Below are 22,711 nucleotides of genomic sequence, written 5' to 3'. Positions count from 1 at the left end.
CTACTAAATCGTATCACAACTTAGTAGCCTTTGCAAGAAATTTAACTAAATATTTACAAAATTTCGAATCGTTTCTAAAGCGCGTGTTGCATAGGCTTCATTACGTTCTGCTTTCTTTTTAATTTTCTTCTCTAACGGTGCAAACAGACCGAAGTTTGCATTCATCGGTTGGAAGTTTTTTGCATTTGTCGCAGTAATATAATTCGCCATACTTCCCATTGCAGTTACAGGCGGTAATACAACCGGCTCTTCACCTTTCACAAGTCGAGCAGCGTTGATACCTGCTAGCAATCCTGAAGCCGCCGATTCAACATATCCCTCCACTCCAGTCATTTGACCAGCGAAGAATAAATCATCACGTTGTTTATATTGGTATGTTGGACGAAGCAAGTTAGGTGAATTAATAAACGTATTACGATGCATTACACCATAACGTACAATCTCTGCGTTTTCCAGTCCTGGAATCAACTGTAACACTTCTTTTTGCGGTCCCCATTTTAAATGCGTTTGGAAACCTACGATATTGTATAACGTTCCCGCTGCATCATCTTGGCGTAACTGAACAACAGCATATGGCGTTTTCCCTGTTTTCGGATCTTCTAATCCAACAGGTTTCATCGGTCCAAATACTAGTGTTTGTCTTCCTCTACTTGCCATAACTTCTACTGGCATACAACCTTCAAAGAAAATTTCTTTTTCAAATTCTTTTAAAGGTACTGTTTCAGCAGCGATTAAAGCCTCGTAAAAACGGTCGAATTCCTCTTCCGTCATTGGACAGTTTAAATATGCCGCTTCACCTTTATCGTAACGAGATTTTAAATACACTTTATTCATATCAATGCTGTCTTTCTCAACAATCGGTGCTGCAGCATCATAGAAATAAAAGTAGTCTTCACCCGTTAATTCTTTTAATTGCGCAGAAAGATCAGGCGACGTAAGTGGACCTGTCGCGATAACAGTAGGACCTTCTGGAATTTCAGTAATTTCTTCATTCATCACAGTTACATTCGGATGGTTTTTCACATATTCCGTTACTTTTGCCGCAAATTCATGACGATCTACCGCTAAAGCCCCTCCTGCTGGTACAGAGCACTCATCAGCTGCACGAATAATAACAGAATCCATTAAGCGCATTTCTTCTTTAATAACACCAACAGCATTTGTTAATGTGTTTGCACGAAGCGAGTTACTACATACTAATTCTGCAAATTTATCTGTGTGATGAGCTGGCGTTTGCCTCACCGGTCTCATTTCGTATAATCTTACTTGGACACCACGTTTTGCAATTTGGTAAGCTGCTTCACTTCCTGCAAGACCTGCGCCAATGACGTTTACTACTTGTGTTGTCATATATTTATCACCTTTCCTTTTCTTCCCGAAAAAAATGTGAGCAGTTACGCTCACATTTGTTGTTCTTCTTCATAATCACACGAAATACATTGTACTTGTACGCCTTTTTTCAACTTCTTCTCTACTAGCATACCTTCACACTTCGGACATTTACGGCCAATCGGCTTATCCCAAGATACAAAGTCACACTCTGGATACGTACCGCACCCATAGAAAAGACGTTTCTTTTTATTACTACGACGTTCAATAATTTGACCTTTATCACATTTCGGACAAGTAACACCGATTTCTTTCACAATCGGTTTTGTATTACGACAATCTGGGAAATTCGAGCAAGCCATAAATTTCCCGTATTTACCCATTTTAAAGACCATTGGGTGATTACATAATTCACAATCTTCCCCAGCTGGTTCATCTTTAATTTCCACTTCACGCATTTCTTTTTCCGCTTTTTCTAAACGCGGTTCAAATCCTACGTAGAAATCATCAACAATTTTTACCCAATTCGCATTTCCTTCTTCTACTTCATCGAGGCTTTGCTCCATGTTAGCAGTAAATTCAATGTTAATAATTTCTGGGAAAAACTCTAAAATAAGTTCAATTACTATTTCACCTAGTTCAGTTGGAACGAAGCGTTTATTATCCAAACCTACATATCCACGTTTTTGAATCGTTTCAAGTGTCGGTACGTAAGTCGACGGTCTTCCAATTCCAAGCTCTTCAAGTGTTCTTACTAGACGAGCCTCTGTATAGCGCGGCGGAGGTTGTGTAAAGTGTTGCTTCGGTTCTAAATCCTTCGAAAATACGGTTTCCCCTACTTCTAAAGGTGGCAACATCTTATCCTTTTCTTCAGCCCCATCATCTTTCGACTCTACATACACTTTCATAAATCCTGGGAACTTTACAACCGATCCACTTGCACGGAACTGAACATTATTATTAATGAGTCTCGCTGTCACAGTATCCATTATAGCAGACGCCATTTGACTTGCAACAAATCGCTCCCAAATCAATTTATACAATCGAAGTTGATCACGACTTAAGAAACTCTTTAGTTCCTCTGGCTTTCTCATTACCGAAGTAGGACGAATTGCCTCATGCGCATCTTGTGCGTTCGACTTCTTCGTTTCTTTCTTCTTTTCTGTTCCTATGTATTCCGTACCAAACGCCTCAGTAATGTAAGTACGCGCCTCTGTTTGAGCTGTTTCTGAGATACGTGTTGAATCAGTTCTCATATACGTAATAAGACCTACAGTTCCTTGTTTTCCAAGATCGATTCCTTCATACAATTGCTGCGCAAGCATCATCGTTTTCTTTGCTCGCATGTTTAACTTACGCGCTGCCTCTTGTTGCAAGGAAGATGTTGTAAATGGTAATGCAGGATTACGTTTTCGCTCTTTTCTCGTTACATTTTCAACTGAGAACGCATTATCTTTCAGCCGTTCAATTATTTCATTCACTTGTGTTTCATTCGTTAATTGAACTTTTTCACCATCTACACCGTAAAAGCTTGCTTCAAATGTGTCTTTCCCTTTCACAAATTCTGTCTTAATTGTCCAGAATTCTTCAGGCTCGAAACTTTGAATTTCTCTTTCACGTTCGATAATTAAACGAACTGCTACAGATTGTACGCGTCCTGCACTTAGTCCTTTTTTTACTTTCTTCCATAATAAAGGACTAATATTGTAACCAACAAGACGATCTAGTATACGTCTTGCTTGTTGTGCATCTACTAAATCCATGTTAATCGCACGAGGATGTTTGAATGATTCCTTTATTGCATCTTTTGTAATCTCATTAAACACAACTCGGCAATCTGATTCAACGTCCACATTTAACGTATTAGCTAAATGCCAAGCAATAGCTTCCCCTTCGCGGTCTGGATCGGCCGCGAGATAGACTTTCTTTGCTTTTTTTGCTGCTGATTTTAAGTCTTTTAAGACGGGACCTTTACCACGAATGGTAATATACTTCGGGGTGAAGTTGTTCTTTACTTCTATCCCCATTTGGCTTTTAGGTAAATCGCGAACATGTCCCATAGACGCGACAACTTTGTATTTTTTCCCTAAATATTTCTCAATGGTCTTCGCCTTAGAAGGCGACTCCACGATTACGAGGTAATCTGACATGCTAGTGCCTCCTTAAGAGGTGGATTCAAGTCTTCATTAATCTTATTGATTTCTCTTGTTTTTGTCAATCAAGAATGAATATACCATACAGTGCCTATCTACCATTTGTCAATAATTGTTTAATAAAAACATAAAAATATAAGGTTAATTTAAAATCTCTTCCAGTATATCTTCTGCATTTCTTACTAGTTTCGCTCCTTGTTGAATGAGATGATTTGTTCCTGATGCACTATCTATAAATATAGGTCCAGGAAGTGCAAATACCTCTCTATTTTGCTCTAGAGCAAGGTCTGCGGTAATAAGTGTTCCACTTCTCGATTTCGCTTCTACAACTAAAACACCTTTACTTATGCCACTAATAATCCGATTCCTTTTTGGAAAATACCATTTTTTCGGTGCATAGTGCGGAGGATACTCTGTTAATAACAATATATATTCATTCCACACTTCATATAAATATTGATTTTCTCTTGGATATATATACGATAATCCATGTCCTAGTATCGCAATTGTCGGGCAATGCCGTCTTACTGTAATTTCATGAGACAACGTATCTATCCCTCTTGCAAATCCACTGACAATAAGCCATTCCTTTTCTAATAATGGATGTAAAATAAATTTCAAACTTTCATATCCATATAAAGTCGGTTCTCTCGTTCCAACAACCGCTAATTTGTTCGCTTTATTGAGGAAATCCTTCTCTCCTTTTCCATATAATACAAAGGGAGGGTCTTGTATTTCACGTAATAATTTTGGATAATCTTCATCCCATATTGTCATATAAAAGAATCGATTTTTCTCTAAATAAGATATATATTGTGGGAGATTTGAACTTTGAAGAAAATTTACTAATTCTGAAGATTTTTTCGAGGATATTCCAGTGTAACATTCAATTTGTTTTGTATTAAAATTGTATATTTCCTTTAATTCTGGATCGACATGTAATAGCCTCTCTATCGCCTTCCAATGGTCTGCTAACAAGTAATGTAGATGTAATAACCGTTCTCTTTTCATCTCAATTCTCCTTACCCATAATTTTTATTATGTAAACAAGAAGTTGGTAAAAAGACACCTTCAAGCAAGAAGGTGCCTTTCAACAGATTAGTAGTTTTTACAAGTCTCAAATAGACCTTTTTCTTTTAAGACAGAGATTAGCGTTTCACCCATAACTGCTGGAGTTTCTGCTACTTTAATACCACAAGCTTCCATCGTTTTAATCTTTTCTGCAGCAGTTCCTTTGCCGCCAGAAATGATTGCACCAGCATGACCCATACGCTTACCAGCAGGCGCTGTTTGGCCGCCAATGAAGCCTACAACAGGTTTTGTCATATTAGCTTTCACCCATTCAGCTGCCTCTTCTTCCGCTGTACCACCGATTTCACCAATCATAATTACAGCATGTGTTTCTTCATCTTCATTAAATGCTTTTAACGCATCAATAAAGTCTGTACCGTTAACAGGGTCTCCGCCGATACCTACAGCCGTAGATTGACCAATACCTTCTTGTGTTAACTGATGTACAGCCTCATACGTTAATGTACCAGAACGAGATACGATACCTACATGACCTTTTTTATGAATGTATCCTGGCATAATACCGATTTTACATTCATCAGGTGTGATAACACCTGGGCAGTTCGGTCCAAGTAAACGTGTATGTTTACCAGCCATATATCTCTTTACATTTACCATATCTAATACAGGAATTCCTTCAGTAATACATACTACTAAATCAATTTCTGCATCAACTGCTTCCATAATTGCATCAGCCGCAAAAGCGGGTGGAACGTATACAACTGAAGCGTTTGCGCCTGTTGCTTTCACTGCATCTTCTACAGTATCAAATACTGGTACACCTTCAATATCAGTGCCACCTTTACCTGGCGTTACACCACCGACAATTTTCGTACCGTATTCAATCATTTGTTTTGTGTGGAATAACCCTTGAGAACCTGTAATACCTTGAACAATAACTTTTGTATCTTTATTAACTAATACGCTCATTTTTCTCCCCCGCTTTCTATTAGCCCACTAGTGAAACAATTTTTTGTGCACCGTCTGCCATAGATTCTGCTGCAACAATATTTAAGCCAGACTCATTTAAAATTTTCTTACCTAACTCTACGTTTGTACCTTCAAGACGTACAACTAAAGGTAATTCAAGACCTACTTGTTTCGTTGCTTCAATAACACCTTCTGCAATAACATCACACTTCATAATGCCACCAAAAATATTAACGAAGATACCTTTTACATTTTTGTCAGAAAGGATAATTTTGAATGCTTCTGTAACTTTTTCAGCTGTCGCACCGCCACCAACATCTAAGAAGTTAGCTGGATCGCCATGGTAATGTTTAATGATATCCATAGTAGCCATCGCTAAACCTGCACCATTAACCATACAACCGATATTTCCATCTAAAGGAATGTAGTTTAAGTCATATTTAGAAGCTTCGATTTCTTTTGCATCTTCTTCATCAAGGTCACGAAGTTCTAAAATGTCTTTATGGCGATATAAAGCATTAGAATCAAAGTTTAGTTTCGCATCTAATGCCATAACTTTACCGTCACCTGTTGTAACAAGTGGGTTAATCTCCGCGATAGAGCAATCTTTTTCGATAAACGCACGGTATAAGCCCATCATAAACTTCACAGCTTGTCCTACAAGCTCTTTTGGAATATTGATGTTAAATGCAATTCGGCGTGCTTGGAAGCCTTGTAAGCCTACTGCTGGATCAATATATTCTTTAAAGATTTTTTCAGGTGTTTTTTCTGCTACTTCTTCAATTTCTGTTCCGCCTTCTTCAGACGCCATTAAAACAACTTGAGAAGTTGCACGGTCTAAAACAAGACCTACATAATATTCTTTTTTAATATCGCAACCTTCTTCGATAAGTAAGCGTTTTACTTCCTTACCTTCAGGACCTGTTTGATGTGTCACAAGTGTAGTTCCTAAAATGCTCTCTGCATATGTACGAACTTCATCTAAATTTTTTGCAACTTTTACTCCGCCAGCTTTGCCGCGTCCACCAGCGTGAATTTGTGCTTTCACTACACATACATCCGTTCCTAATTCTTTCGCCGCTTCTACAGCTTCTTCTACTGTAAATGCAACCTTCCCGTTCGGAACGCTAACCCCATAGCTTCTAAGGACTGCCTTACCTTGGTACTCATGGATATTCATGGTCCCATCCTCCCCTGTTTTCCTGTTTTACTCGAAAAGTTTTTTAATGTTTAAAAAACATTACATTGCCATTGTATAAGATGATTGGCACGCTGTCTACAATAAAGTGTCAGAAAACTGAAATCGCTTTATTCTTTTTGGAAAATAGTAATGTTTATATGTCAAAATACAAAATAAGCTGCGTTTTCGCAGCTTATTTTTGAATCATATCTTTAATTGGCGCAAACGATTTTCGATGTTCTTCTAATATGCCATGCGCTTCAATCGCTTCTAAATGTTGTTTTGTGCCATATCCCATATGTTGTTCAAATCCATATGCAGGATACTTTTCTCCAAGCTCTTTCATCATACGATCTCTCGTTACTTTCGCAATAATGGATGCAGCTGAAATAGAAATACTTTTTGCATCACCTTTAATAATAGATGTTTGCGGAATTGGTGTAGGGAGTTTCATCGCATCAATTAATAAATATTGTGGTGTACAAGATAAATTCGCAACAGCATCTAACATCGCTTGTTTCGTCGCTTGATAAATATTTATTTCATCAATAACTTGCGGTGATACAATTCCAACTCCAATTGCAATTGCTTGCGCTTTAATTTCATCATAAAAACGTTCTCGCTTCGCCTCACTCAGCTTTTTCGAATCGTTTAATCCTGGAATATAAAAGCCTTCCGGAAGAACAACAGCTGCCGTCACAACTGGCCCAGCTAGCGGTCCACGACCTACTTCATCTATACCTGCGATATATGTGAGACCTTTTTCACGTAACGCATTTTCATACTTAGACATTTCTAGAAATTTTTCTTTTTCCTTTTGTGCTAACTCTTTTTGTTTATACCACTTCGAGATGAGTTTTTGTACTCCTTTACGTTCATCTTTTATTAATATTTGAAAGCGGTCGTCCTCTTCACTCCTAATTTCTTGTAGTAAATGTTCCGCCTCTTGAATAGTCACTTTTTGCATTCATGCCACTCCTTTTATATACAAAAAAAGAAAAGACGTACAAACGCACGTCTTATACTTCTTCTACTTTTTCTGCATCTTCTGTCTGCTCCGCAAACTCTTCCGGTGTTTCAAACGTCATTTTTCCAAGTTTGCCACCACGAAGCTCCCGAAGTACAAGTTCAGATGTTTTATCATAATCAATCATTCCGCCGCCCATTAAACAGCCTCTATTTTTTCCAATCGCATCAAATAACTCCACGATGTCTTCTGGAATGTCATTTAAATTATAGCGCTCTTTTAATCGCTCTGGGTAATGTTTCTCCATAAAACGTAGCGCATAAACAGCTACGTCTTGTAGATTTAAAATAGAATCTTTAATTGCACCAGTCGTAGCTAGACGTAACCCAACTAATTGGTCTTCAAATTTAGGCCATAAAATACCCGGCGTATCTAACAGCTCCATTTCTTTCCCAACTTTAATCCATTGCTGAGCTGTTGTCACACCAGGACGATCCCCTGTTTTAGCAATATTTTTCTTCGCTAACTTATTAATCAACGTAGATTTACCAACATTCGGTATCCCTACAATTAATGCACGAATCGCTCTCGGTCTAATACCTTTTGCAACCATTTTATCAAATTTCTCTTTCACTAACACTTTACAAGCCGCCGCAATTTCCTTCATGCCTTGTCCAGCCTGTGCGTTAATTGAAATTGCCATATGGCCTTTTTCTTTAAAATATGCGATCCATTGCTTTGTTAAACGATCGTCTGCCATATCCGCTTTATTTAAAACAACAAGCCTTGGTTTATGTGTAATAATCTCATCGATCATCGGATTTCGAGAAGATAAAGGTAATCGAGCATCTACAAGCTCAATTACAACATCAATTAACTTTAATTTTTCTGTTACTTGGCGTCTAGCCTTTGCCATATGTCCTGGGAACCATTGAATTACCATGTTGCCACCTTCTTTTTCTTTTATTTCACAATACGAGCATCTTTTAACGGCCAATATAGTATATTTGCCTTTCCAATCACTTGGTCCATTGAAATTGTACCAATCGAACGGCTATCTTTACTAAAACGACGATTATCGCCTAAAACAAATAATTGACCTTCTGGAACAGTTTTCTTCCCTGTCATTTCTTCAAGAGTGAAATCATATGTAAGCGGTCCGTCAGCAATTTGTTTTTTCTGCTTGTCTAAATACGGCTCCTCATAAGCCTTTCCGTTAACATATAGTTTATCATTACGATACTCTATTTCATCGCCTGGTAGGCCGATAATACGCTTAATATAATCTTTATCTTCCGTTGCTCGGAATACAATAATATCAAATCGTTTCGGATCTCCTATGTGATAACCAATTTTATTAACTATCATTCGATCGCGATCATGTAATGTAGACGCCATCGATACTCCATCTACGAGAATTGGCGCAAAGAAAAACTGTCTAATAACACCTGCTAATACAACAGCTATCAAAATTGCCTTGATCCATTCCCAAAGTGAACTCTTTTCTTTCTTCATGCTTTTCCCCTCCACGATTATGTAAGCTGATCGTATTATATCAAAATTTTATATAGATTGGAAAAAGGGAGCTTGTGCATTTACAAGCTCCCATACATGTCTTATCGAATTTCTTTAATACGTGCTTTTTTACCGCGAAGGTTACGTAAGTAGTATAACTTAGCACGACGTACTTTACCACGGCGAAGTACTTCGATTTTCGCGATTCTTGGCGTGTGAACTGGGAATGTACGCTCTACACCTACACCGTAAGAAATCTTACGAACTGTGAATGTTTCACTAATTCCGCCACCACGACGTTTAATTACAACACCTTCGAAAAGCTGAATTCTTTCACGAGTTCCCTCAACTACTTTTACGTGTACACGTAAAGTGTCTCCAGGACGGAATGAAGGAAGGTCAGTTTTTAATTGGCCTTTTGTAATTTCTGCGATTAATTGTTGCATATTAAATTCTCTCCTTTAAACAGATGCTCTTATAAAGTCTAAATAAATTACAGCGGAACATCGTTAATACGGCCACTGATTTCAGTAGCACAAGTGTTATAATAGCATATTGCTAGGGCTGTTGCAATAGAAAATATATCAAGCCCTTATTTGCCTTCTTTAATCTGTTCTAGCCATTTCTTTTCTTGCTTAGACAATTCTCGTTCTTCTAGTAAATCCGGTCTACGCGTGTACGTACGACGCAACGATTCTTTATGTCGCCATTCATCAATATTTTTATGATTTCCCGACATTAATACATCTGGCACTTTCATACCACGAAAATCAGCTGGACGTGTATAATGAGGGTGCTCTAATAAACCTGTACTAAACGAATCCTCGACTTGTGAAGCATGATTTCCTAGTACTCCTGGAAGGAGACGTACGACACTATCAGTTATAACCATAGAGGCTAACTCTCCACCCGTTAATACGTAGTCGCCGATAGAAATCTCATCTGTTACGAGATGTTCACGAATTCGTTCGTCATATCCTTCATAATGCCCACATACAAAGATTAAATGTTCTTCCTCTGCAAGCTCTTCCGCTTTCTTCTGAGTAAACCTTTCACCTTGCGGACACATTAAGACAACTCGCGGCTTACGCTCTGTCTCTTTCGTTAAATCTTCTACAGCATCAAAAATAGGCTGAGGAGTTAATACCATCCCAGCGCCGCCACCATACGGATAATCATCCACACTATTATGCTTACTCGTTGTATAATCGCGGAAATTGACAACACGAAGCTCTACCGCTTCTTTTTCTTGTGCTTTCTTTAAAATTGAAGATCCAAACACACCTGTAAACATATCTGGAAACAAAGTTAAAATGTCAATTTTCATTATAGTAGCCCTTCCATTACATGAATGGTTACTAATTTATTCTCAATGTTAACTTGAAGTACAACATCATCAATATAAGGAATTAACAGATCTTGACCTTTTGGACGTTTAATTACCCAAACATCATTTGCACCAGGAGATAAAACTTCTTTTATTGTCCCTAACGCTTCTCCTTCTTCCGTTACAACGTTGCAACCAATAATTTCATGATAGTAGTATTCACCTTCAGCTAGTTCGCCTAATTGATCTTCAGGCACTTTTAAAAGAGAACCTTTAAACTGTTCTACTTCATTTACATTCCCGTATCCTTCGAATGTCAATAAATCAAATGTTTTATGTTGACGATGAGAAGTAATCTTTACTGGGAAAAGCTCTCCACCTTTTTCATTCGATATGTATAACGTATTCCCTACTTTATATCGCTCTTCTGGAAAATCAGTACGAGAAACCACGCGAATTTCTCCTTTTACGCCATGAGTATTTACAATTTTCCCTACGTTAAACCATTTTGTCATAAACAGTATGTCACCCCTGGTTTCTATATAAATTAAGCATCCCCATTTCACGTATGGAACATGCAACTTCTCTTTAAATGTTAAAAAAGGGAGAGGAAATAACTCCTCGCCCTTTTTACGTTTATTGAATTTCCAGTGTTACTTTTTCACTATTGTGATGTCCCACTGAATACAAGAGCATTCGAATTGCTTTCGCAACTTTCCCTTGTTTTCCAATGACTTTTCCAACATCCTCAGGATGTACAGTTAATCGATACTTTATCTCTCCGTTGTAAAGTTCCTGTGTAACTTTTACATCTTCAGGATGATCGACAAGAGGCTTGACAATCGTCTCGACTAACTTCTTCATAGTCATTGCCTCAATTACTTACCTTGTTTAGATAAGTGGAATTTCTCCATGATACCTTGGTTAGAGAATAAGTTACGAACTGTATCAGATGGTTTAGCACCATTTCCTAACCATTTTAATGCTGCTTCTTCGTTGATCTTAACTTCAGCTGGTTGAGCAACCGGATTGTAAGTACCGATTTCCTCAATGAAACGTCCGTCACGAGGAGAACGAGAATCTGCAACAACTACACGATAGAAAGGAGTTTTTTTAGCTCCCATACGTTTTAAACGAATTTTAACTGCCATTTATAAAGCACCTCCGAATTTATTTCACACAGATAATTATATTAGCAAAAAGACTATTGCTTTGTAAAGTATTTTTTCTTAACAGAGCCATCTTTTTTCCTTACATGAATGGAAACTTCAATCCACCTAGTCCTTTTTTCTTACCTTTTTGCATTCCAGTCATCGTTTTCATCATCTTTTTCATATCATCAAATTGCTTGATTAAACGATTGATTTCTTGTACCGTTGTACCGCTACCTTTGGCAATGCGTTTTTTGCGACTAGCATTGATTATTTCCGGTTGTTCTCGCTCTAATTTAGTCATAGAACGAATAATTGCCTCAATATGCCCAATTTGTTTTTCATCAACTTGTGCATTTTTCAGCCCTTTAATTTTATTTGCACCAGGAAGCATTCCTAACAATTCATCAAGTGGGCCAAGTTGACGCACTTGTCCAAGTTGTTCTAGGAAATCGTCAAGTGTAAACGAAAGCGTACGCATTTTTTGCTCAAGTTCTTTTGCTTTCTCTTCATCAACTGTAGCTTGCGCTTTTTCAATTAATGTTAAGACGTCTCCCATCCCTAAAATACGGGATGCCATACGTTCTGGATGGAACGCTTCAAGTGCATCTAGTTTTTCACCCATACCAGCAAATTTAATTGGCGTATTTGTAACAGCTTTAATAGACAATGCCGCACCACCGCGCGTATCACCATCCAGCTTCGTTAATACAACCCCTGTTAAACCTAACTGTTCATGGAAACTTTGTGCAACATTAACCGCGTCTTGTCCTGTCATCGCATCGACAACAAGGAAAATTTCATCCGGTTTCGCAACTTCTTTCACTTTCGCTAATTCATCCATTAGTTCTTCATCAATATGCAGGCGACCTGCTGTATCAATTAAAACATAATCATGATGATCTTCTTTCGCTTTTGCAATCGCTTGTTTCGCAATTTCAACAGGACTTACTTGATCTCCTAAAGAGAATACAGGCATGTCCAATTGCTTCCCTAATGTTTCAAGCTGTTTAATCGCTGCAGGACGGTAAATATCCGCCGCAACAAGCATTGGTTTACGATTATGCTTTTTACGAAGCAAATTCGCAAGCTTACCTGTCGTCGTTGTTTTACCTGCACCTTGCAGACCAACCATCATAATAACAGTCGGTGGCTTATTAGCAACAGCAATTTTGCTTTGCTCTCCGCCCATAAGTTCTGTAAGTTCTTCCTGTACAACTTTAATTACTTGTTGTCCAGGTGTCAAACTTTTCATTACATCTTGTCCGACAGCACGTTCAGATACACGCTTTACAAAATCTTTTACTACTTTAAAGTTAACGTCCGCTTCTAAAAGAGCTAGACGAACTTCTCTCATCATTTCTTTCACATCGGCTTCAGAAACTTTTCCTTTGCCGCGGATTTTTTGCATCGTCTGTTGAAGTCGGTCGGCTAATCCTTCAAATGCCATATTGCCGCCCTCCTAATCTAATTTTTCGATAGCTTCAACAACTTGTTTCATTTCTTCATTCACATGCTCTTCTTCGCTGATTAGCTGTTTTAGCTTTGCAACAAGTCGCTGTCGCTCTTGAAACTTTTGAAGTAATACTAATTTTTCTTCATATTCTTCAAGCATCGCTTCAGTCCGTTTAATGTTATCATACACGGCTTGGCGACTTACATCAAATTCTTCCGCAATTTCACCAAGAGATAAATCATCTAGATAATAAAGCGACATATAACTTCTTTGTTTTTGCGTTAACAACGATTGATAAAAATCAAATAAATAGTTCATTCTCGTTGTTTTTTCGAGCATGTTGGATCATCCTTTGTTAAGTGATTTCCCTTTACATGAATTAGTTTACATGGAGTACAAAAGAGTGTCAAGTTTTTTTCTTAACATCGCATATTTTTATAGAAAAAGAAGCGGAAAATACCGCTTCTTTCACTTATACTTCTTCTGTTTCTACTAAGTTCGCAAATAAACCATATACATATTGTTCTGGATCGAACTGTTGCAGATCATCCATTTGCTCTCCTAATCCAACGAATTTCACCGGTACATCCATTTCGTTACGAATTGCTAATACAATACCACCTTTAGCAGTTCCATCTAACTTCGTTAAAACAATACCAGTCACATTCGTTGCTTCACGGAATGTTTTCGCTTGACTTAAACCGTTTTGTCCTGTTGTTGCATCAATAACAAGTAATACTTCATGAGGAGCTCCTGGTACTTCACGCTCAATTACACGCTTTACCTTCTCTAACTCTTTCATTAAGTTTACTTTATTTTGTAAACGTCCTGCTGTATCACATAGTAATACATCTACTTTACGTGCTTTTGCAGCTTGTACAGCGTCATACATAACTGCTGCTGGATCAGACCCTGATCCTTGTTTAATCACTTCTACCCCAACGCGATCGCCCCATACTTCTAATTGTTCAATCGCTCCAGCACGGAATGTATCTCCTGCTGCTAATAAGACAGACTTACCTTCTGATTTAAACTTATGAGCCATCTTACCAATTGTTGTCGTTTTACCTACACCATTCACACCAACAAATAAAACAACTGTCAAGCCATCCTTTTGCACATTAATTTCATTAGTAAAATCGCTGTCACCTTTATAAATTTCTATTAATTTTTCCGAAATAACAGCTTGTACTTCTTTTGGATCTTGAATATTACGGCGTTGCACTTCTTCTTTCAGCTGGTCGATTAATTCCATCACTGTCGAAACGCCAACATCTGCACCGATTAAAATTTCTTCTAATTCTTCGAAGAAATCTTCATCTACTTTACGGTAACGAAAGACTAAATCATTTACTTTATCTGCAAACGAATTTCTCGTTTTTTCTAATCCTTGTTTAAACTTCTCTGTTACCGTATCTGTTTGTTTTGAAATTTTTTCTTTTAGTTTTTTAAAAAAGCTCATACTGTCCCATCCTTCCTATTTGCTTGCAACTAGTTCTTCTCCATCATCTAAACGAACCGAAACAAGTTTAGATACCCCTGACTCTTGCATTGTTACACCGTACAATACGTCAGACTCTTCCATTGTACCTTTTCTATGTGTAATTACAATAAACTGTGTCTCATCACTAAATTTCTTTAAATACTGAGCAAAACGGGCAACGTTTGCCTCATCAAGAGCAGCCTCTACCTCATCTAATACACAGAATGGGACTGGGCGCACTTTTAAAATACCAAATAGCAGCGCAATTGCCGTTAAAGCACGCTCTCCACCTGAAAGTAAACCTAAGTTTTGCAGTTTCTTCCCTGGCGGTTGCGCTACGATATCAATACCAGTATTTAATAAGTCCTCTGGATTCGTCATCACTAAATCCGCTCTACCGCCTCCAAATAATTCAGAGAACACCGATTGAAACTCCATTCGAATTCCTTCAAACGTAGTAGAAAAGCGTTTTTTCATTTCTTCATCCATTTCAGTAATAAGTTGGTGCAATGTCGTTTTTGCTTCTTCTAGATCATCTTTTTGCTCTAGTAAGAATGTATGACGCTCTGCCACACGTTCATACTCATCAATTGCTCCTAAGTTTACTGTGCCTAGCTCTTCAATGGAGAGTTTAATTAGTTTCACCTTTTTACGTGCATCCTCAGCAGGCATCACCATTGTATACTTCAGTTTTGCCGCTTCAAATGAAATCGTATATGTTTCACGTAAATGTTGTAATCTATTTTCTAACTCTACATCGAGTCGGTTTATTTTTACCTCTTGGTCTTTCAACATCTCAAGAATGTATTTATGTTTACCTGTTGTTTCTTTCAGGTTACGCTCTAACTGTTCTACTCTCTCTTGTAACGATATACGTTGCTCACGACGAGAGCGAATTAACTCTGAAGTTTGATTACGATCATATGCTTTTTTCTCAATCATATTCGTAATTTGTTCTTCACCACTTGAATTCGATGTCATTTCTTGTTTTAAGAATGCTAAATCCTCTTTCGTTTTAACAAGCGTTGCATCGGTTTCTTCTTTTTCCTTCGTCAATCGTTCTACTTTTTCTTTTTGATTAGATAAGCGTTGTTGCTTTTCAGCTGCTAACACTTTTAACTCAGTCATTTCTTTTTGAACTTTTTCTTTCGAAGAATGTTGCTCACTTTTTTGTTTTGTTAAAGCTGTGATTTTGCTATCTAATTCCGTAATCTCTGCCTGAAGAGTCGCCAAAATCTTTTCTAACTCTTCTTTACGGCCTTGCATTTTCACTTGGTCTTGCAAGAACCCTTCAATCTCTAAATCGTAAATAGATAAACGATCATTAATACGATGTTCTTCTAATTCTAAGCGACTAATTTCTTCTCTTAATTTCTGTTCATCTACACGCTCTGCTTCTACACTTTGCCTTAGTTCGCGTATTTGCACTTCTTTTTCTTGAATCTCTTGTTTGACTGCTTTAACAAAGTTTTCTAACTTCGTTGTTTTCTCTTCCATATCAGTTAACTTACTCGTCCACTCTTCTAGTTCACGTTGACGTCCTAATAAAGATGATTTCGCCTGTTTTACCGCTCCACCCGTCATAGAACCGCCAGGGTTTACTACATCGCCTTCGATTGTTACAATGCGATAACGGTATTGCAATTGTTTCGCCAACTCATTCGCTCCGCGTAAATCTTTTGCAACAATAACAGTACCTAATAAATTTGAAACTACATTTTCATATTTATTGTTATATTGCACGAGTTCTGCTGCCACACCTACAAACGATGGGTGCTGATTTACAATACGTAATTGCTCAAATGATAACGATCTACCTTTAATAACAGCTTGCGGTAAAAACGTTGCTCGTCCATGTTTATTTTGTTTTAAAAATGCAATTGCATTACGAGCATGTTCTTCTTTTTGTACAACTATATGCTGCATCGCTGCACCTAGAGCAATTTCCATTGCAATTTCATATTCTTTCGGTACCGTTAGCAGTTCTGCAACAGCACCCTCAATACCTTGCAACCTATTTTCTCTAGCTTTTAATACTTCACGTACCCCTTGATAGAAACCAGAGTAGTCCTCTTGCATCTCTTCTAGCATTTCTTTTCGAGATCGTGCCTGTTGTACAAATTGATACGCTTGATACAGTTTTGTTTCGTTTTCACTATACTGCGCCTTGCATTTCCCAAGTGCCGCTTCTGTCTTTTGTATATTCGAAAGAATTCCAGCTACTTTTTCTTTTGCTTGTTCATAACTTTCCACAAGTTTTGTCTTTTTCGCTGTAATTTCCATACGCATTTCTACATATTTCGCATTTTCTTCATCAAGGCGTTCATTTTTTGAGTTTTGTTGTTTAGATTGTTCTTCAATCATAGATAACTCATTACGATGACTAGCTTGTTGATTTAAAAGTTCAATATAGTCACCTTTTAAATTCTCAATTTGTTCCTCTAAATTGTCAGCAAACGTTGCAAGTAATTGCTCATTATCATGCAATTTCGTCTCCAACTCTTTTACATGATTTACAAATTGCATCAATACTTCTGTACTCGATTCAATTTCACCATCATAACTTGTAGCTTTCTCTGTTAATTCAACAATTAACTGTTCGAGTTGTGCACAATGCGTCGTTGCATTTTGCTTTCTCTCTTTTAATAGCTCACGCTGTCCTTCTAACTTTTCTAGCTCTTTACTAGAAAGTAACAGTACTTCTTGCAGGGAATCTACAGACTCATCTACTGCTTGTAATTGGCCTCGTAATTCCTCTAGCTCTTCTTCACCTTTTTGTAAATGCGTTGACATTTTAGCTTCTTCGTTTTTATTATGCCCAAACTGATTTCGAAGCGCTTCCCATTTCTCATGCAATTCTTCAATTTCATGTACAATAAGCGCCGCTTCTACTTTCTCTAACTCTTCTTTTTTCTCGAGATAATCTTTCGCAATAGAAGCTTGTCTTTCTAATGGTTCTACTTGACTACTTAATTCGTGAATTATATCTTGTACACGATTTAAGTTTTCTTGTGTATCTGCTAATTTTCCTTCAGCTTTCTTTTTACGAAGTTTGTATTTCAGCACTCCTGCTGCTTCTTCAAATACACCACGGCGTTCTTCTGATTTACTACTTAAAATCTCTTCAACTTTCCCCTGGCTAATAATCGAAAAAGCTTCTCTTCCCATACCAGAGTCCATAAATAAATCGATAATATCTTTCAATCTACATGATTGTTTATTAATATAAAAATCACTATCACCAGAACGAGACACACGACGCGTTACACATACCTCATTATATTCAATCGGTAAACGTTGATCCTCATTATTTAAAGTTATCGTTACTTCAGCAACATTAACTGCTCTTCTCGTATCACTGCCTGCAAAAATAATATCTTCCATCTTTGCACCACGTAATGATTTTGCCGATTGTTCACCAAGTACCCAGCGAATGGCATCAGTAATATTACTTTTCCCGCTTCCATTAGGTCCTACTACAGACGTTACACCTGGGACGAAATCAACAGATACACGCTCAGCAAAAGACTTAAATCCTGCTATTTCTAATCTTTTTAAAAACACGAAAGGCCTTCCTCCTATTCTCCGTTGCTATAAATGTTGTTTATACAAAAACAAACGATTATACGGATTTCATTTCCTTACATTTACAAACGAAAGGAAAGTTTCATTCTATGCACAAGGAATCCCCCTCATTCAAAGGGGGATTCCTTATAGTTGTTCTTTTAACTTTTTCAACGCTTCTGCAGCAGCTTGTTGCTCTGCTTCTTTTTTCGACTTGCCACTACCAAGTCCTAAAGCCACGTTATTTAACGTAACACGTGACACAAATTCTCGATTGTGGGCTGGGCCTTTTTCTTGCAAAATTTGATACTCAATATTGCCACTACCATCACGCTGAATCAACTCTTGTAATTGACTCTTATAATCCATCACATGAGAAAAAGCACCTTCATTAATTTTAGGGTATACAATTTCTTTTAAGAAGCCCCATACTGTTTCTAGCCCTTGATCAAGATAAAGGGCACCAATAAACGCTTCAAAGACATCCGCTAATAAAGCTGGTCGTTCACGTCCACCTGTCATTTCCTCACCTTTTCCTAATAAAACAAGGCTACCAAATGACAACTCATTTGCAAAACGAACAAGAGATGGTTCACATACAATAGCTGCACGTAGTTTTGTTAACTCTCCTTCGCTCATTGTCGGATATTTTTGAAACAGATACTGCGATACAGTAAGTTCCAATACTGCATCTCCAAGGAATTCGAGACGCTCATTGTCTTCATGCGGTTTTTTTCGATGCTCATTCACATACGATGAATGCGTAAATGCTTGAATCAATAATTTTTCATCTGTAAACGTAATACCTATCTTTTCTTGAAATACTTTAAACGCTTCACGATATTTTGTTTCGTATTTTTTTTCTCTATATTTACGGTACGGCATAGGTCCCTCCAGATATAAGCCGAGAAGCCCCGCTAAAAAACGGGACTTCATTCAAGCATTATAGATGACTCTCTATGTAAGTCACAGCATCGCCAACAGTAGCAATCTTTTCAGCATCTTCATCAGAAATTTCCATTTCGAATTCGTCTTCTAATTGCATTACAAGTTCTACTACATCTAGGGAGTCTGCTCCTAAATCTTCCTTGAAGCTCGCAGCTGGTACTACTTCTGTTTCTTCTACTCCTAAACGATCAACGATGATTTTTGTTACACGCTCTAAAACATCTGCCATTCCATTCACCTCCCCTCAAATATTATATTAAATATTGTCCAAAAAAACTAGCTGAAATCGATTCTTTTATTACATTACCATACCGCCATCAACATTTAACGTTTGACCTGTAATATATTTGCTTTGATCAGAAGCAAAAAACGTTACAGCATTCGCGATATCTTGTGCCTCACCAAACTGAGCTGCAGGAATTAATTTTAACATTTCAGCTTTTATATTTTCATCTAATACGTCTGTCATATCTGTCGCAATAAATCCAGGAGCAATTGCATTTACAGTAATATTACGGCTCGCTAACTCTTTTGCTGATGTTTTTGTTAATCCAATTACACCCGCTTTAGCAGCAACATAGTTTGCTTGGCCTGGGTTTCCCGTTACTCCGACAACAGAAGCGATATTTACAATACGTCCATGACGTTGACGCATCATATATCGAGATACTGCCTTTGTACATAAGAATACACCTTTTAGGTTTGTATTAATAACTGTATCCCATTCTTCTTCTTTCATACGCATTAATAAATTATCTTTTGTTACCCCTGCATTATTCACAAGAATATCAACTTGTCCAAATGCATCTACAGTTTGTTTCACCATAGTTGTAACGTCTTCAGCATTTGCAACATCTGCTCTTACTGCAATTGCATCCGAACCTAATTTCTTTATTTCATCAACTACTTCATTTGCCTTTTGCTCGTTACCAGCATAATTTACTACAACATTTGCCCCTTGTTTTGCTAAATCAATCGCAATTGCACGACCAATTCCACGTGAAGCACCCGTTACTAATGCTACTTTCCCTTTTAACATCAGTTTTCTCCTCTCAAATTCGAAATGGTATCTTGTAATGTCTCTTCATCGTATATCGCGTATGCTCTCACTGATGAATCAATTGACTTCATAAGTCCAGCAAGTACTTTCCCAGGTCCAATCTCAATAAATGTATCTACCCCTTGACTCACCATATATTCAATGGATGGGTACCATAAGACAGGCGAATAGAGCTGTTCGATTAGCTTTTCTTGAATATGCGCACCACTTGTAATAACGTCTGCTGTTACATTTGCGATTAACGGAATATTCGTATCTTGAATTGTAATTTCATTTAAGACACTTTGGAATTTCTCCGCCGCTGGCTTCATAAGCGCAGAGTGGAACGGTCCACTTACTTTAAGCGGAATTGCTCTCTTTGCACCATTTTCTTTCGCTCTTTGAGAAGCAATCTCGACTCCTTGCTTTGTTCCAGAAATCACAATTTGCTTCGTACTATTCATATTAGCAATTTGTACTGCATATCCTTCACTTGTTACTTCTTCTGTAACTTGTTTCAGCATATGTGGGTCAGCACCTAAAATAGCCGCCATTGCACCTTCTCCGCTAGGAACAGCTTCTTCCATATATTCCCCACGTTTCCTTACAGCATATACTGCATCCTCAAAAGTTAATGCACCTGCTGCTACAAGAGCGCTATACTCACCTAAACTATGCCCTGCGACAAAGTCTGGTGTAATATCATACTCTTTTAAAGCTGTCAAAATAGCAAAACTCGTTGTTAATAAAGCAGGTTGCGCATTTGTTGTTAACGTAAGCTTTTCCTGCGGCCCTTCAAAAATCACTTCTGAAAGTGAGTCTTGCAACACCTCATCTGCTTTTGCAAATACATTTGCAACCTCTTTATTATTCTCTGCTAACTGTTTACCCATTCCAACTGCCTGTGAACCTTGGCCCGGAAAAAGAAATGCTAGTTTTCCCATTTCAAATCCTCCTCTTATTGGAGTGGCTCTTTCTCCATTACGCTTGAAATAGTAGGAATAACTTCTTTCGCTACCATTTCTCTCGTCTGACGAATCGCACTAAATATCGATTGGTCATTGGAAGAACCGTGAGCCTTAATGACAGGAGCCTTCAATCCAAATAATGCCGCTCCTCCATACTCCGAATAATCCATTTTATCTTTTAATACCATAAGTTTTGGCTTTAATACCGCTGCTGCTAATTTGCTCGTAAACGAACTCATTAACTGTTCTTTTAACATAGAGAATAATGCAAGTGCTGTTCCTTCTAATGATTTCAGTGCTACATTCCCTGTAAAACCATCACATACAACAACATCTGCTACACCTTGCAATAAATCTCTTGATTCAACGTTCCCAACGAAATTAATTGGGGCATCTTTAAGCATTGCAAAGACTTGTTTTGAAAGCTCGTTACCTTTACCATCTTCTGTTCCAACGTTTAAAAGTCCAACGCGAGGATTTTTAATTCCTCTTACTTTCTCAGCATATACAGATCCCATTACTGCATATTGATATAAATGAATTGGTTTTGCATCAACGTTCGCTCCAACATCTAACATAACAAAACCTTCTCCATCAACAGTTGGCATTGTAGGGGATAAAGCTGGACGCTCAATTCCCTCCATACGACCTACAACAAACAATCCAGCCGCCATTAAAGCTCCTGTACTACCAGCTGATATACAAGCATCCGCTACACCGTCTTTCACTTGCTGCGCCGCAAGTACCATTGAAGCTTGTTTTTTTCGACGAACCGCTCTTACTGGTTCATCTGTCGATTCGATTTTTTCATCTGTATGAAGTATAGTAATTCGTTCTTCACTCGTTAAGTATTGACGAATTTCCTCTTCTTTCCCCACTAACGTAATATGTAAATCAGAATATTCCTTAATAGCTTTCATTGCTCCTAGTACGACAGCCTTTGGAGCATGGTCGCCGCCCATTGCATCTATTGCGATTTTCATAAGTTGTTACCTTCCTCACTATAATTACTAGATCGATACATTTCAAAAGTGCCTGTGAAAACAAGTTCTTCTCCAACAAAGCTACGCACTTTGACAACCGTCCGCCCTTTATCATTCTCTACATCTTCCACGCGCGCTTTTGCAACAACACGCTCTCCTAATTTTACAGGACGAATGTATCGAATGGTAGACTTTGCAGTTAAAGCTAATTCTTCATCAATAACTGCAACAGCTAGTGAGTTTGCTTGTGCAAACAAATGATGCCCACGGGCAATTTGATTCCTTTTAAATACGTGTTCTACCTTCACTTCAAAGATAGAAATCGCATGTCTATCTAATTCTATATCAATAATTTCTCCGACAACCTCTTCTAACGGTAAAGATTTCACATCTTCTTCATGTTGCTTTGTAGCTACATGTTTAATTCTTTCTCTTAATTCAGGAATAGACAATTCCATACGATCAAGACGTACGGTTTGTATACTCACTTGAAATTTTTCTGCTAAATCTTCATCCGTAATAAAAGGATTCGTTTCTATCGTTTGTTGTAATAATTCTTGTCTTTCTTTTTTACTTCTTCTTTTTTTCATACCGCACCATCCATTTTTATGACTAGGTACTAACAGTAGTATATAATCATTAAAAGT

At 37.7% G+C, this 22,711-nt stretch carries 23 protein-coding genes; all 23 read right to left on the bottom strand.

What is annotated here, in order from left to right; all coding sequences use genetic code 11:
* Positions 1-45 precede the first annotated feature (45 nt).
* Entirely contained in the window at positions 46-1,350 is a 1,305-nt protein-coding gene (gene trmFO / locus ACTFRS_RS16365) for an FADH(2)-oxidizing methylenetetrahydrofolate--tRNA-(uracil(54)-C(5))-methyltransferase TrmFO (protein ID WP_046198542.1), read from the bottom strand.
* A gap of 50 nt (positions 1,351-1,400) precedes the next feature.
* Positions 1,401-3,479 (bottom strand): type I DNA topoisomerase, encoded by a 2,079-nt coding sequence (gene topA / locus ACTFRS_RS16360; protein ID WP_046198501.1) that lies wholly within the window; start codon positions 3,477-3,479, stop codon positions 1,401-1,403.
* A 144-nt stretch (positions 3,480-3,623) separates the two neighbouring features.
* Positions 3,624-4,493: a DNA-processing protein DprA gene (gene dprA, locus ACTFRS_RS16355; protein WP_139866967.1), complete on the bottom strand. Its 870-nt coding sequence runs from the start codon at positions 4,491-4,493 to the stop codon at positions 3,624-3,626.
* Positions 4,494-4,580: 87 nt separating this feature from the next.
* Positions 4,581-5,483, bottom strand: coding sequence for a succinate--CoA ligase subunit alpha (gene sucD, locus ACTFRS_RS16350; protein ID WP_000115178.1), 903 nt, complete (start codon positions 5,481-5,483; stop codon positions 4,581-4,583).
* A 19-nt stretch (positions 5,484-5,502) separates the two neighbouring features.
* Complete coding sequence (gene sucC / locus ACTFRS_RS16345) at positions 5,503-6,663, bottom strand: ADP-forming succinate--CoA ligase subunit beta (protein ID WP_001020785.1); 1,161 nt, start codon at positions 6,661-6,663, stop codon at positions 5,503-5,505.
* A gap of 193 nt (positions 6,664-6,856) precedes the next feature.
* Complete coding sequence (gene rnhB, locus ACTFRS_RS16340) at positions 6,857-7,630, bottom strand: ribonuclease HII (RefSeq protein ID WP_087954496.1); 774 nt, start codon at positions 7,628-7,630, stop codon at positions 6,857-6,859.
* A gap of 52 nt (positions 7,631-7,682) precedes the next feature.
* The gene (ylqF, locus tag ACTFRS_RS16335; RefSeq protein WP_000236700.1) at positions 7,683-8,573 is read right to left on the bottom strand and encodes a ribosome biogenesis GTPase YlqF; all 891 of its coding nucleotides are present in this window, start codon (positions 8,571-8,573) and stop codon (positions 7,683-7,685) included.
* 20 nt (positions 8,574-8,593) lie between these two features.
* The gene (gene lepB / locus ACTFRS_RS16330; protein ID WP_000711857.1) at positions 8,594-9,145 is read right to left on the bottom strand and encodes a signal peptidase I; all 552 of its coding nucleotides are present in this window, start codon (positions 9,143-9,145) and stop codon (positions 8,594-8,596) included.
* A 101-nt stretch (positions 9,146-9,246) separates the two neighbouring features.
* Entirely contained in the window at positions 9,247-9,591 is a 345-nt protein-coding gene (gene rplS / locus ACTFRS_RS16325) for a 50S ribosomal protein L19 (RefSeq protein WP_001186516.1), read from the bottom strand.
* Positions 9,592-9,737: 146 nt separating this feature from the next.
* Positions 9,738-10,472 carry a tRNA (guanosine(37)-N1)-methyltransferase TrmD gene (trmD, locus tag ACTFRS_RS16320; RefSeq protein ID WP_000686892.1) on the bottom strand — a complete coding sequence of 245 codons (735 nt, stop codon included), beginning with the start codon at positions 10,470-10,472 and terminating at the stop codon, positions 9,738-9,740.
* Positions 10,472-10,987 (bottom strand): ribosome maturation factor RimM, encoded by a 516-nt coding sequence (gene rimM / locus ACTFRS_RS16315; protein WP_440024676.1) that lies wholly within the window; start codon positions 10,985-10,987, stop codon positions 10,472-10,474. The genes trmD and rimM overlap by 1 nt, the downstream gene beginning before the upstream one ends.
* A gap of 121 nt (positions 10,988-11,108) precedes the next feature.
* Entirely contained in the window at positions 11,109-11,336 is a 228-nt protein-coding gene (locus tag ACTFRS_RS16310; RefSeq protein ID WP_000737398.1) for a KH domain-containing protein, read from the bottom strand.
* A gap of 14 nt (positions 11,337-11,350) precedes the next feature.
* Positions 11,351-11,623, bottom strand: coding sequence for a 30S ribosomal protein S16 (rpsP, locus tag ACTFRS_RS16305; protein ID WP_000268750.1), 273 nt, complete (start codon positions 11,621-11,623; stop codon positions 11,351-11,353).
* Between the two features lie 100 nt (positions 11,624-11,723).
* Entirely contained in the window at positions 11,724-13,073 is a 1,350-nt protein-coding gene (ffh, locus tag ACTFRS_RS16300) for a signal recognition particle protein (RefSeq protein ID WP_000863461.1), read from the bottom strand.
* 12 nt (positions 13,074-13,085) lie between these two features.
* Positions 13,086-13,418, bottom strand: coding sequence for a putative DNA-binding protein (locus tag ACTFRS_RS16295; protein ID WP_000891062.1), 333 nt, complete (start codon positions 13,416-13,418; stop codon positions 13,086-13,088).
* A 133-nt stretch (positions 13,419-13,551) separates the two neighbouring features.
* Positions 13,552-14,541 carry a signal recognition particle-docking protein FtsY gene (gene ftsY / locus ACTFRS_RS16290; protein ID WP_000007647.1) on the bottom strand — a complete coding sequence of 330 codons (990 nt, stop codon included), beginning with the start codon at positions 14,539-14,541 and terminating at the stop codon, positions 13,552-13,554.
* A gap of 15 nt (positions 14,542-14,556) precedes the next feature.
* Positions 14,557-18,126: a chromosome segregation protein SMC gene (smc, locus tag ACTFRS_RS16285; protein ID WP_016718305.1), complete on the bottom strand. Its 3,570-nt coding sequence runs from the start codon at positions 18,124-18,126 to the stop codon at positions 14,557-14,559.
* A 147-nt stretch (positions 18,127-18,273) separates the two neighbouring features.
* On the bottom strand, positions 18,274-19,011 hold the full coding sequence (gene rncS, locus ACTFRS_RS16280; protein WP_001146876.1) for a ribonuclease III: 738 nt from the start codon (positions 19,009-19,011) through the stop codon (positions 18,274-18,276).
* Positions 19,012-19,069: 58 nt separating this feature from the next.
* Positions 19,070-19,303 carry an acyl carrier protein gene (gene acpP / locus ACTFRS_RS16275; protein WP_000786062.1) on the bottom strand — a complete coding sequence of 78 codons (234 nt, stop codon included), beginning with the start codon at positions 19,301-19,303 and terminating at the stop codon, positions 19,070-19,072.
* A 69-nt stretch (positions 19,304-19,372) separates the two neighbouring features.
* Positions 19,373-20,113 carry a 3-oxoacyl-[acyl-carrier-protein] reductase gene (gene fabG / locus ACTFRS_RS16270; RefSeq protein WP_016718306.1) on the bottom strand — a complete coding sequence of 247 codons (741 nt, stop codon included), beginning with the start codon at positions 20,111-20,113 and terminating at the stop codon, positions 19,373-19,375.
* On the bottom strand, positions 20,113-21,057 hold the full coding sequence (fabD, locus tag ACTFRS_RS16265) for an ACP S-malonyltransferase (RefSeq protein ID WP_016718307.1): 945 nt from the start codon (positions 21,055-21,057) through the stop codon (positions 20,113-20,115). The genes fabG and fabD overlap by 1 nt, the downstream gene beginning before the upstream one ends.
* A 14-nt stretch (positions 21,058-21,071) precedes the next feature.
* The gene (gene plsX, locus ACTFRS_RS16260; protein ID WP_000684108.1) at positions 21,072-22,064 is read right to left on the bottom strand and encodes a phosphate acyltransferase PlsX; all 993 of its coding nucleotides are present in this window, start codon (positions 22,062-22,064) and stop codon (positions 21,072-21,074) included.
* On the bottom strand, positions 22,061-22,654 hold the full coding sequence (gene fapR, locus ACTFRS_RS16255) for a transcription factor FapR (RefSeq protein ID WP_000747352.1): 594 nt from the start codon (positions 22,652-22,654) through the stop codon (positions 22,061-22,063). The genes plsX and fapR overlap by 4 nt, the downstream gene beginning before the upstream one ends.
* Positions 22,655-22,711 lie beyond the last annotated feature (57 nt).

The sequence above is a fragment of the Bacillus cereus group sp. MYBK139-1 genome (assembly GCF_051916915.1).
Taxonomy (GTDB): domain Bacteria; phylum Bacillota; class Bacilli; order Bacillales; family Bacillaceae_G; genus Bacillus_A; species Bacillus_A pacificus.
This window is presented reverse-complemented; position numbering and strand designations above follow the sequence as displayed.

Excerpts from the sequence above, each read along its gene's own strand:
- dprA (WP_139866967.1), bottom strand. The coding sequence starts at position 4,493 with ATGAAAAGAGAACGGTTATTACATCTACATTACTTGTTAGCAGACCAT.
- fapR (WP_000747352.1), bottom strand. The coding sequence starts at position 22,654 with ATGAAAAAAAGAAGAAGTAAAAAAGAAAGACAAGAATTATTACAACAA.
- sucC (WP_001020785.1), bottom strand. The coding sequence starts at position 6,663 with ATGAATATCCATGAGTACCAAGGTAAGGCAGTCCTTAGAAGCTATGGG.
- rnhB (WP_087954496.1), bottom strand. The coding sequence starts at position 7,630 with ATGCAAAAAGTGACTATTCAAGAGGCGGAACATTTACTACAAGAAATT.
- trmFO (WP_046198542.1), bottom strand. The coding sequence starts at position 1,350 with ATGACAACACAAGTAGTAAACGTCATTGGCGCAGGTCTTGCAGGAAGT.
- fabG (WP_016718306.1), bottom strand. The coding sequence starts at position 20,113 with ATGTTAAAAGGGAAAGTAGCATTAGTAACGGGTGCTTCACGTGGAATT.
- rplS (WP_001186516.1), bottom strand. The coding sequence starts at position 9,591 with ATGCAACAATTAATCGCAGAAATTACAAAAGGCCAATTAAAAACTGAC.
- rimM (WP_440024676.1), bottom strand. The coding sequence starts at position 10,987 with ATGACAAAATGGTTTAACGTAGGGAAAATTGTAAATACTCATGGCGTA.
- ACTFRS_RS16310 (WP_000737398.1), bottom strand. The coding sequence starts at position 11,336 with ATGAAGAAGTTAGTCGAGACGATTGTCAAGCCTCTTGTCGATCATCCT.
- ffh (WP_000863461.1), bottom strand. The coding sequence starts at position 13,073 with ATGGCATTTGAAGGATTAGCCGACCGACTTCAACAGACGATGCAAAAA.
- sucD (WP_000115178.1), bottom strand. The coding sequence starts at position 5,483 with ATGAGCGTATTAGTTAATAAAGATACAAAAGTTATTGTTCAAGGTATT.
- rpsP (WP_000268750.1), bottom strand. The coding sequence starts at position 11,623 with ATGGCAGTTAAAATTCGTTTAAAACGTATGGGAGCTAAAAAAACTCCT.
- lepB (WP_000711857.1), bottom strand. The coding sequence starts at position 9,145 with ATGAAGAAAGAAAAGAGTTCACTTTGGGAATGGATCAAGGCAATTTTG.
- fabD (WP_016718307.1), bottom strand. The coding sequence starts at position 21,057 with ATGGGAAAACTAGCATTTCTTTTTCCGGGCCAAGGTTCACAGGCAGTT.
- rncS (WP_001146876.1), bottom strand. The coding sequence starts at position 19,011 with ATGCCGTACCGTAAATATAGAGAAAAAAAATACGAAACAAAATATCGT.
- trmD (WP_000686892.1), bottom strand. The coding sequence starts at position 10,472 with ATGAAAATTGACATTTTAACTTTGTTTCCAGATATGTTTACAGGTGTG.
- acpP (WP_000786062.1), bottom strand. The coding sequence starts at position 19,303 with ATGGCAGATGTTTTAGAGCGTGTAACAAAAATCATCGTTGATCGTTTA.
- topA (WP_046198501.1), bottom strand. The coding sequence starts at position 3,479 with ATGTCAGATTACCTCGTAATCGTGGAGTCGCCTTCTAAGGCGAAGACC.
- ftsY (WP_000007647.1), bottom strand. The coding sequence starts at position 14,541 with ATGAGCTTTTTTAAAAAACTAAAAGAAAAAATTTCAAAACAAACAGAT.
- ylqF (WP_000236700.1), bottom strand. The coding sequence starts at position 8,573 with ATGGTAATTCAATGGTTCCCAGGACATATGGCAAAGGCTAGACGCCAA.
- plsX (WP_000684108.1), bottom strand. The coding sequence starts at position 22,064 with ATGAAAATCGCAATAGATGCAATGGGCGGCGACCATGCTCCAAAGGCT.
- ACTFRS_RS16295 (WP_000891062.1), bottom strand. The coding sequence starts at position 13,418 with ATGCTCGAAAAAACAACGAGAATGAACTATTTATTTGATTTTTATCAA.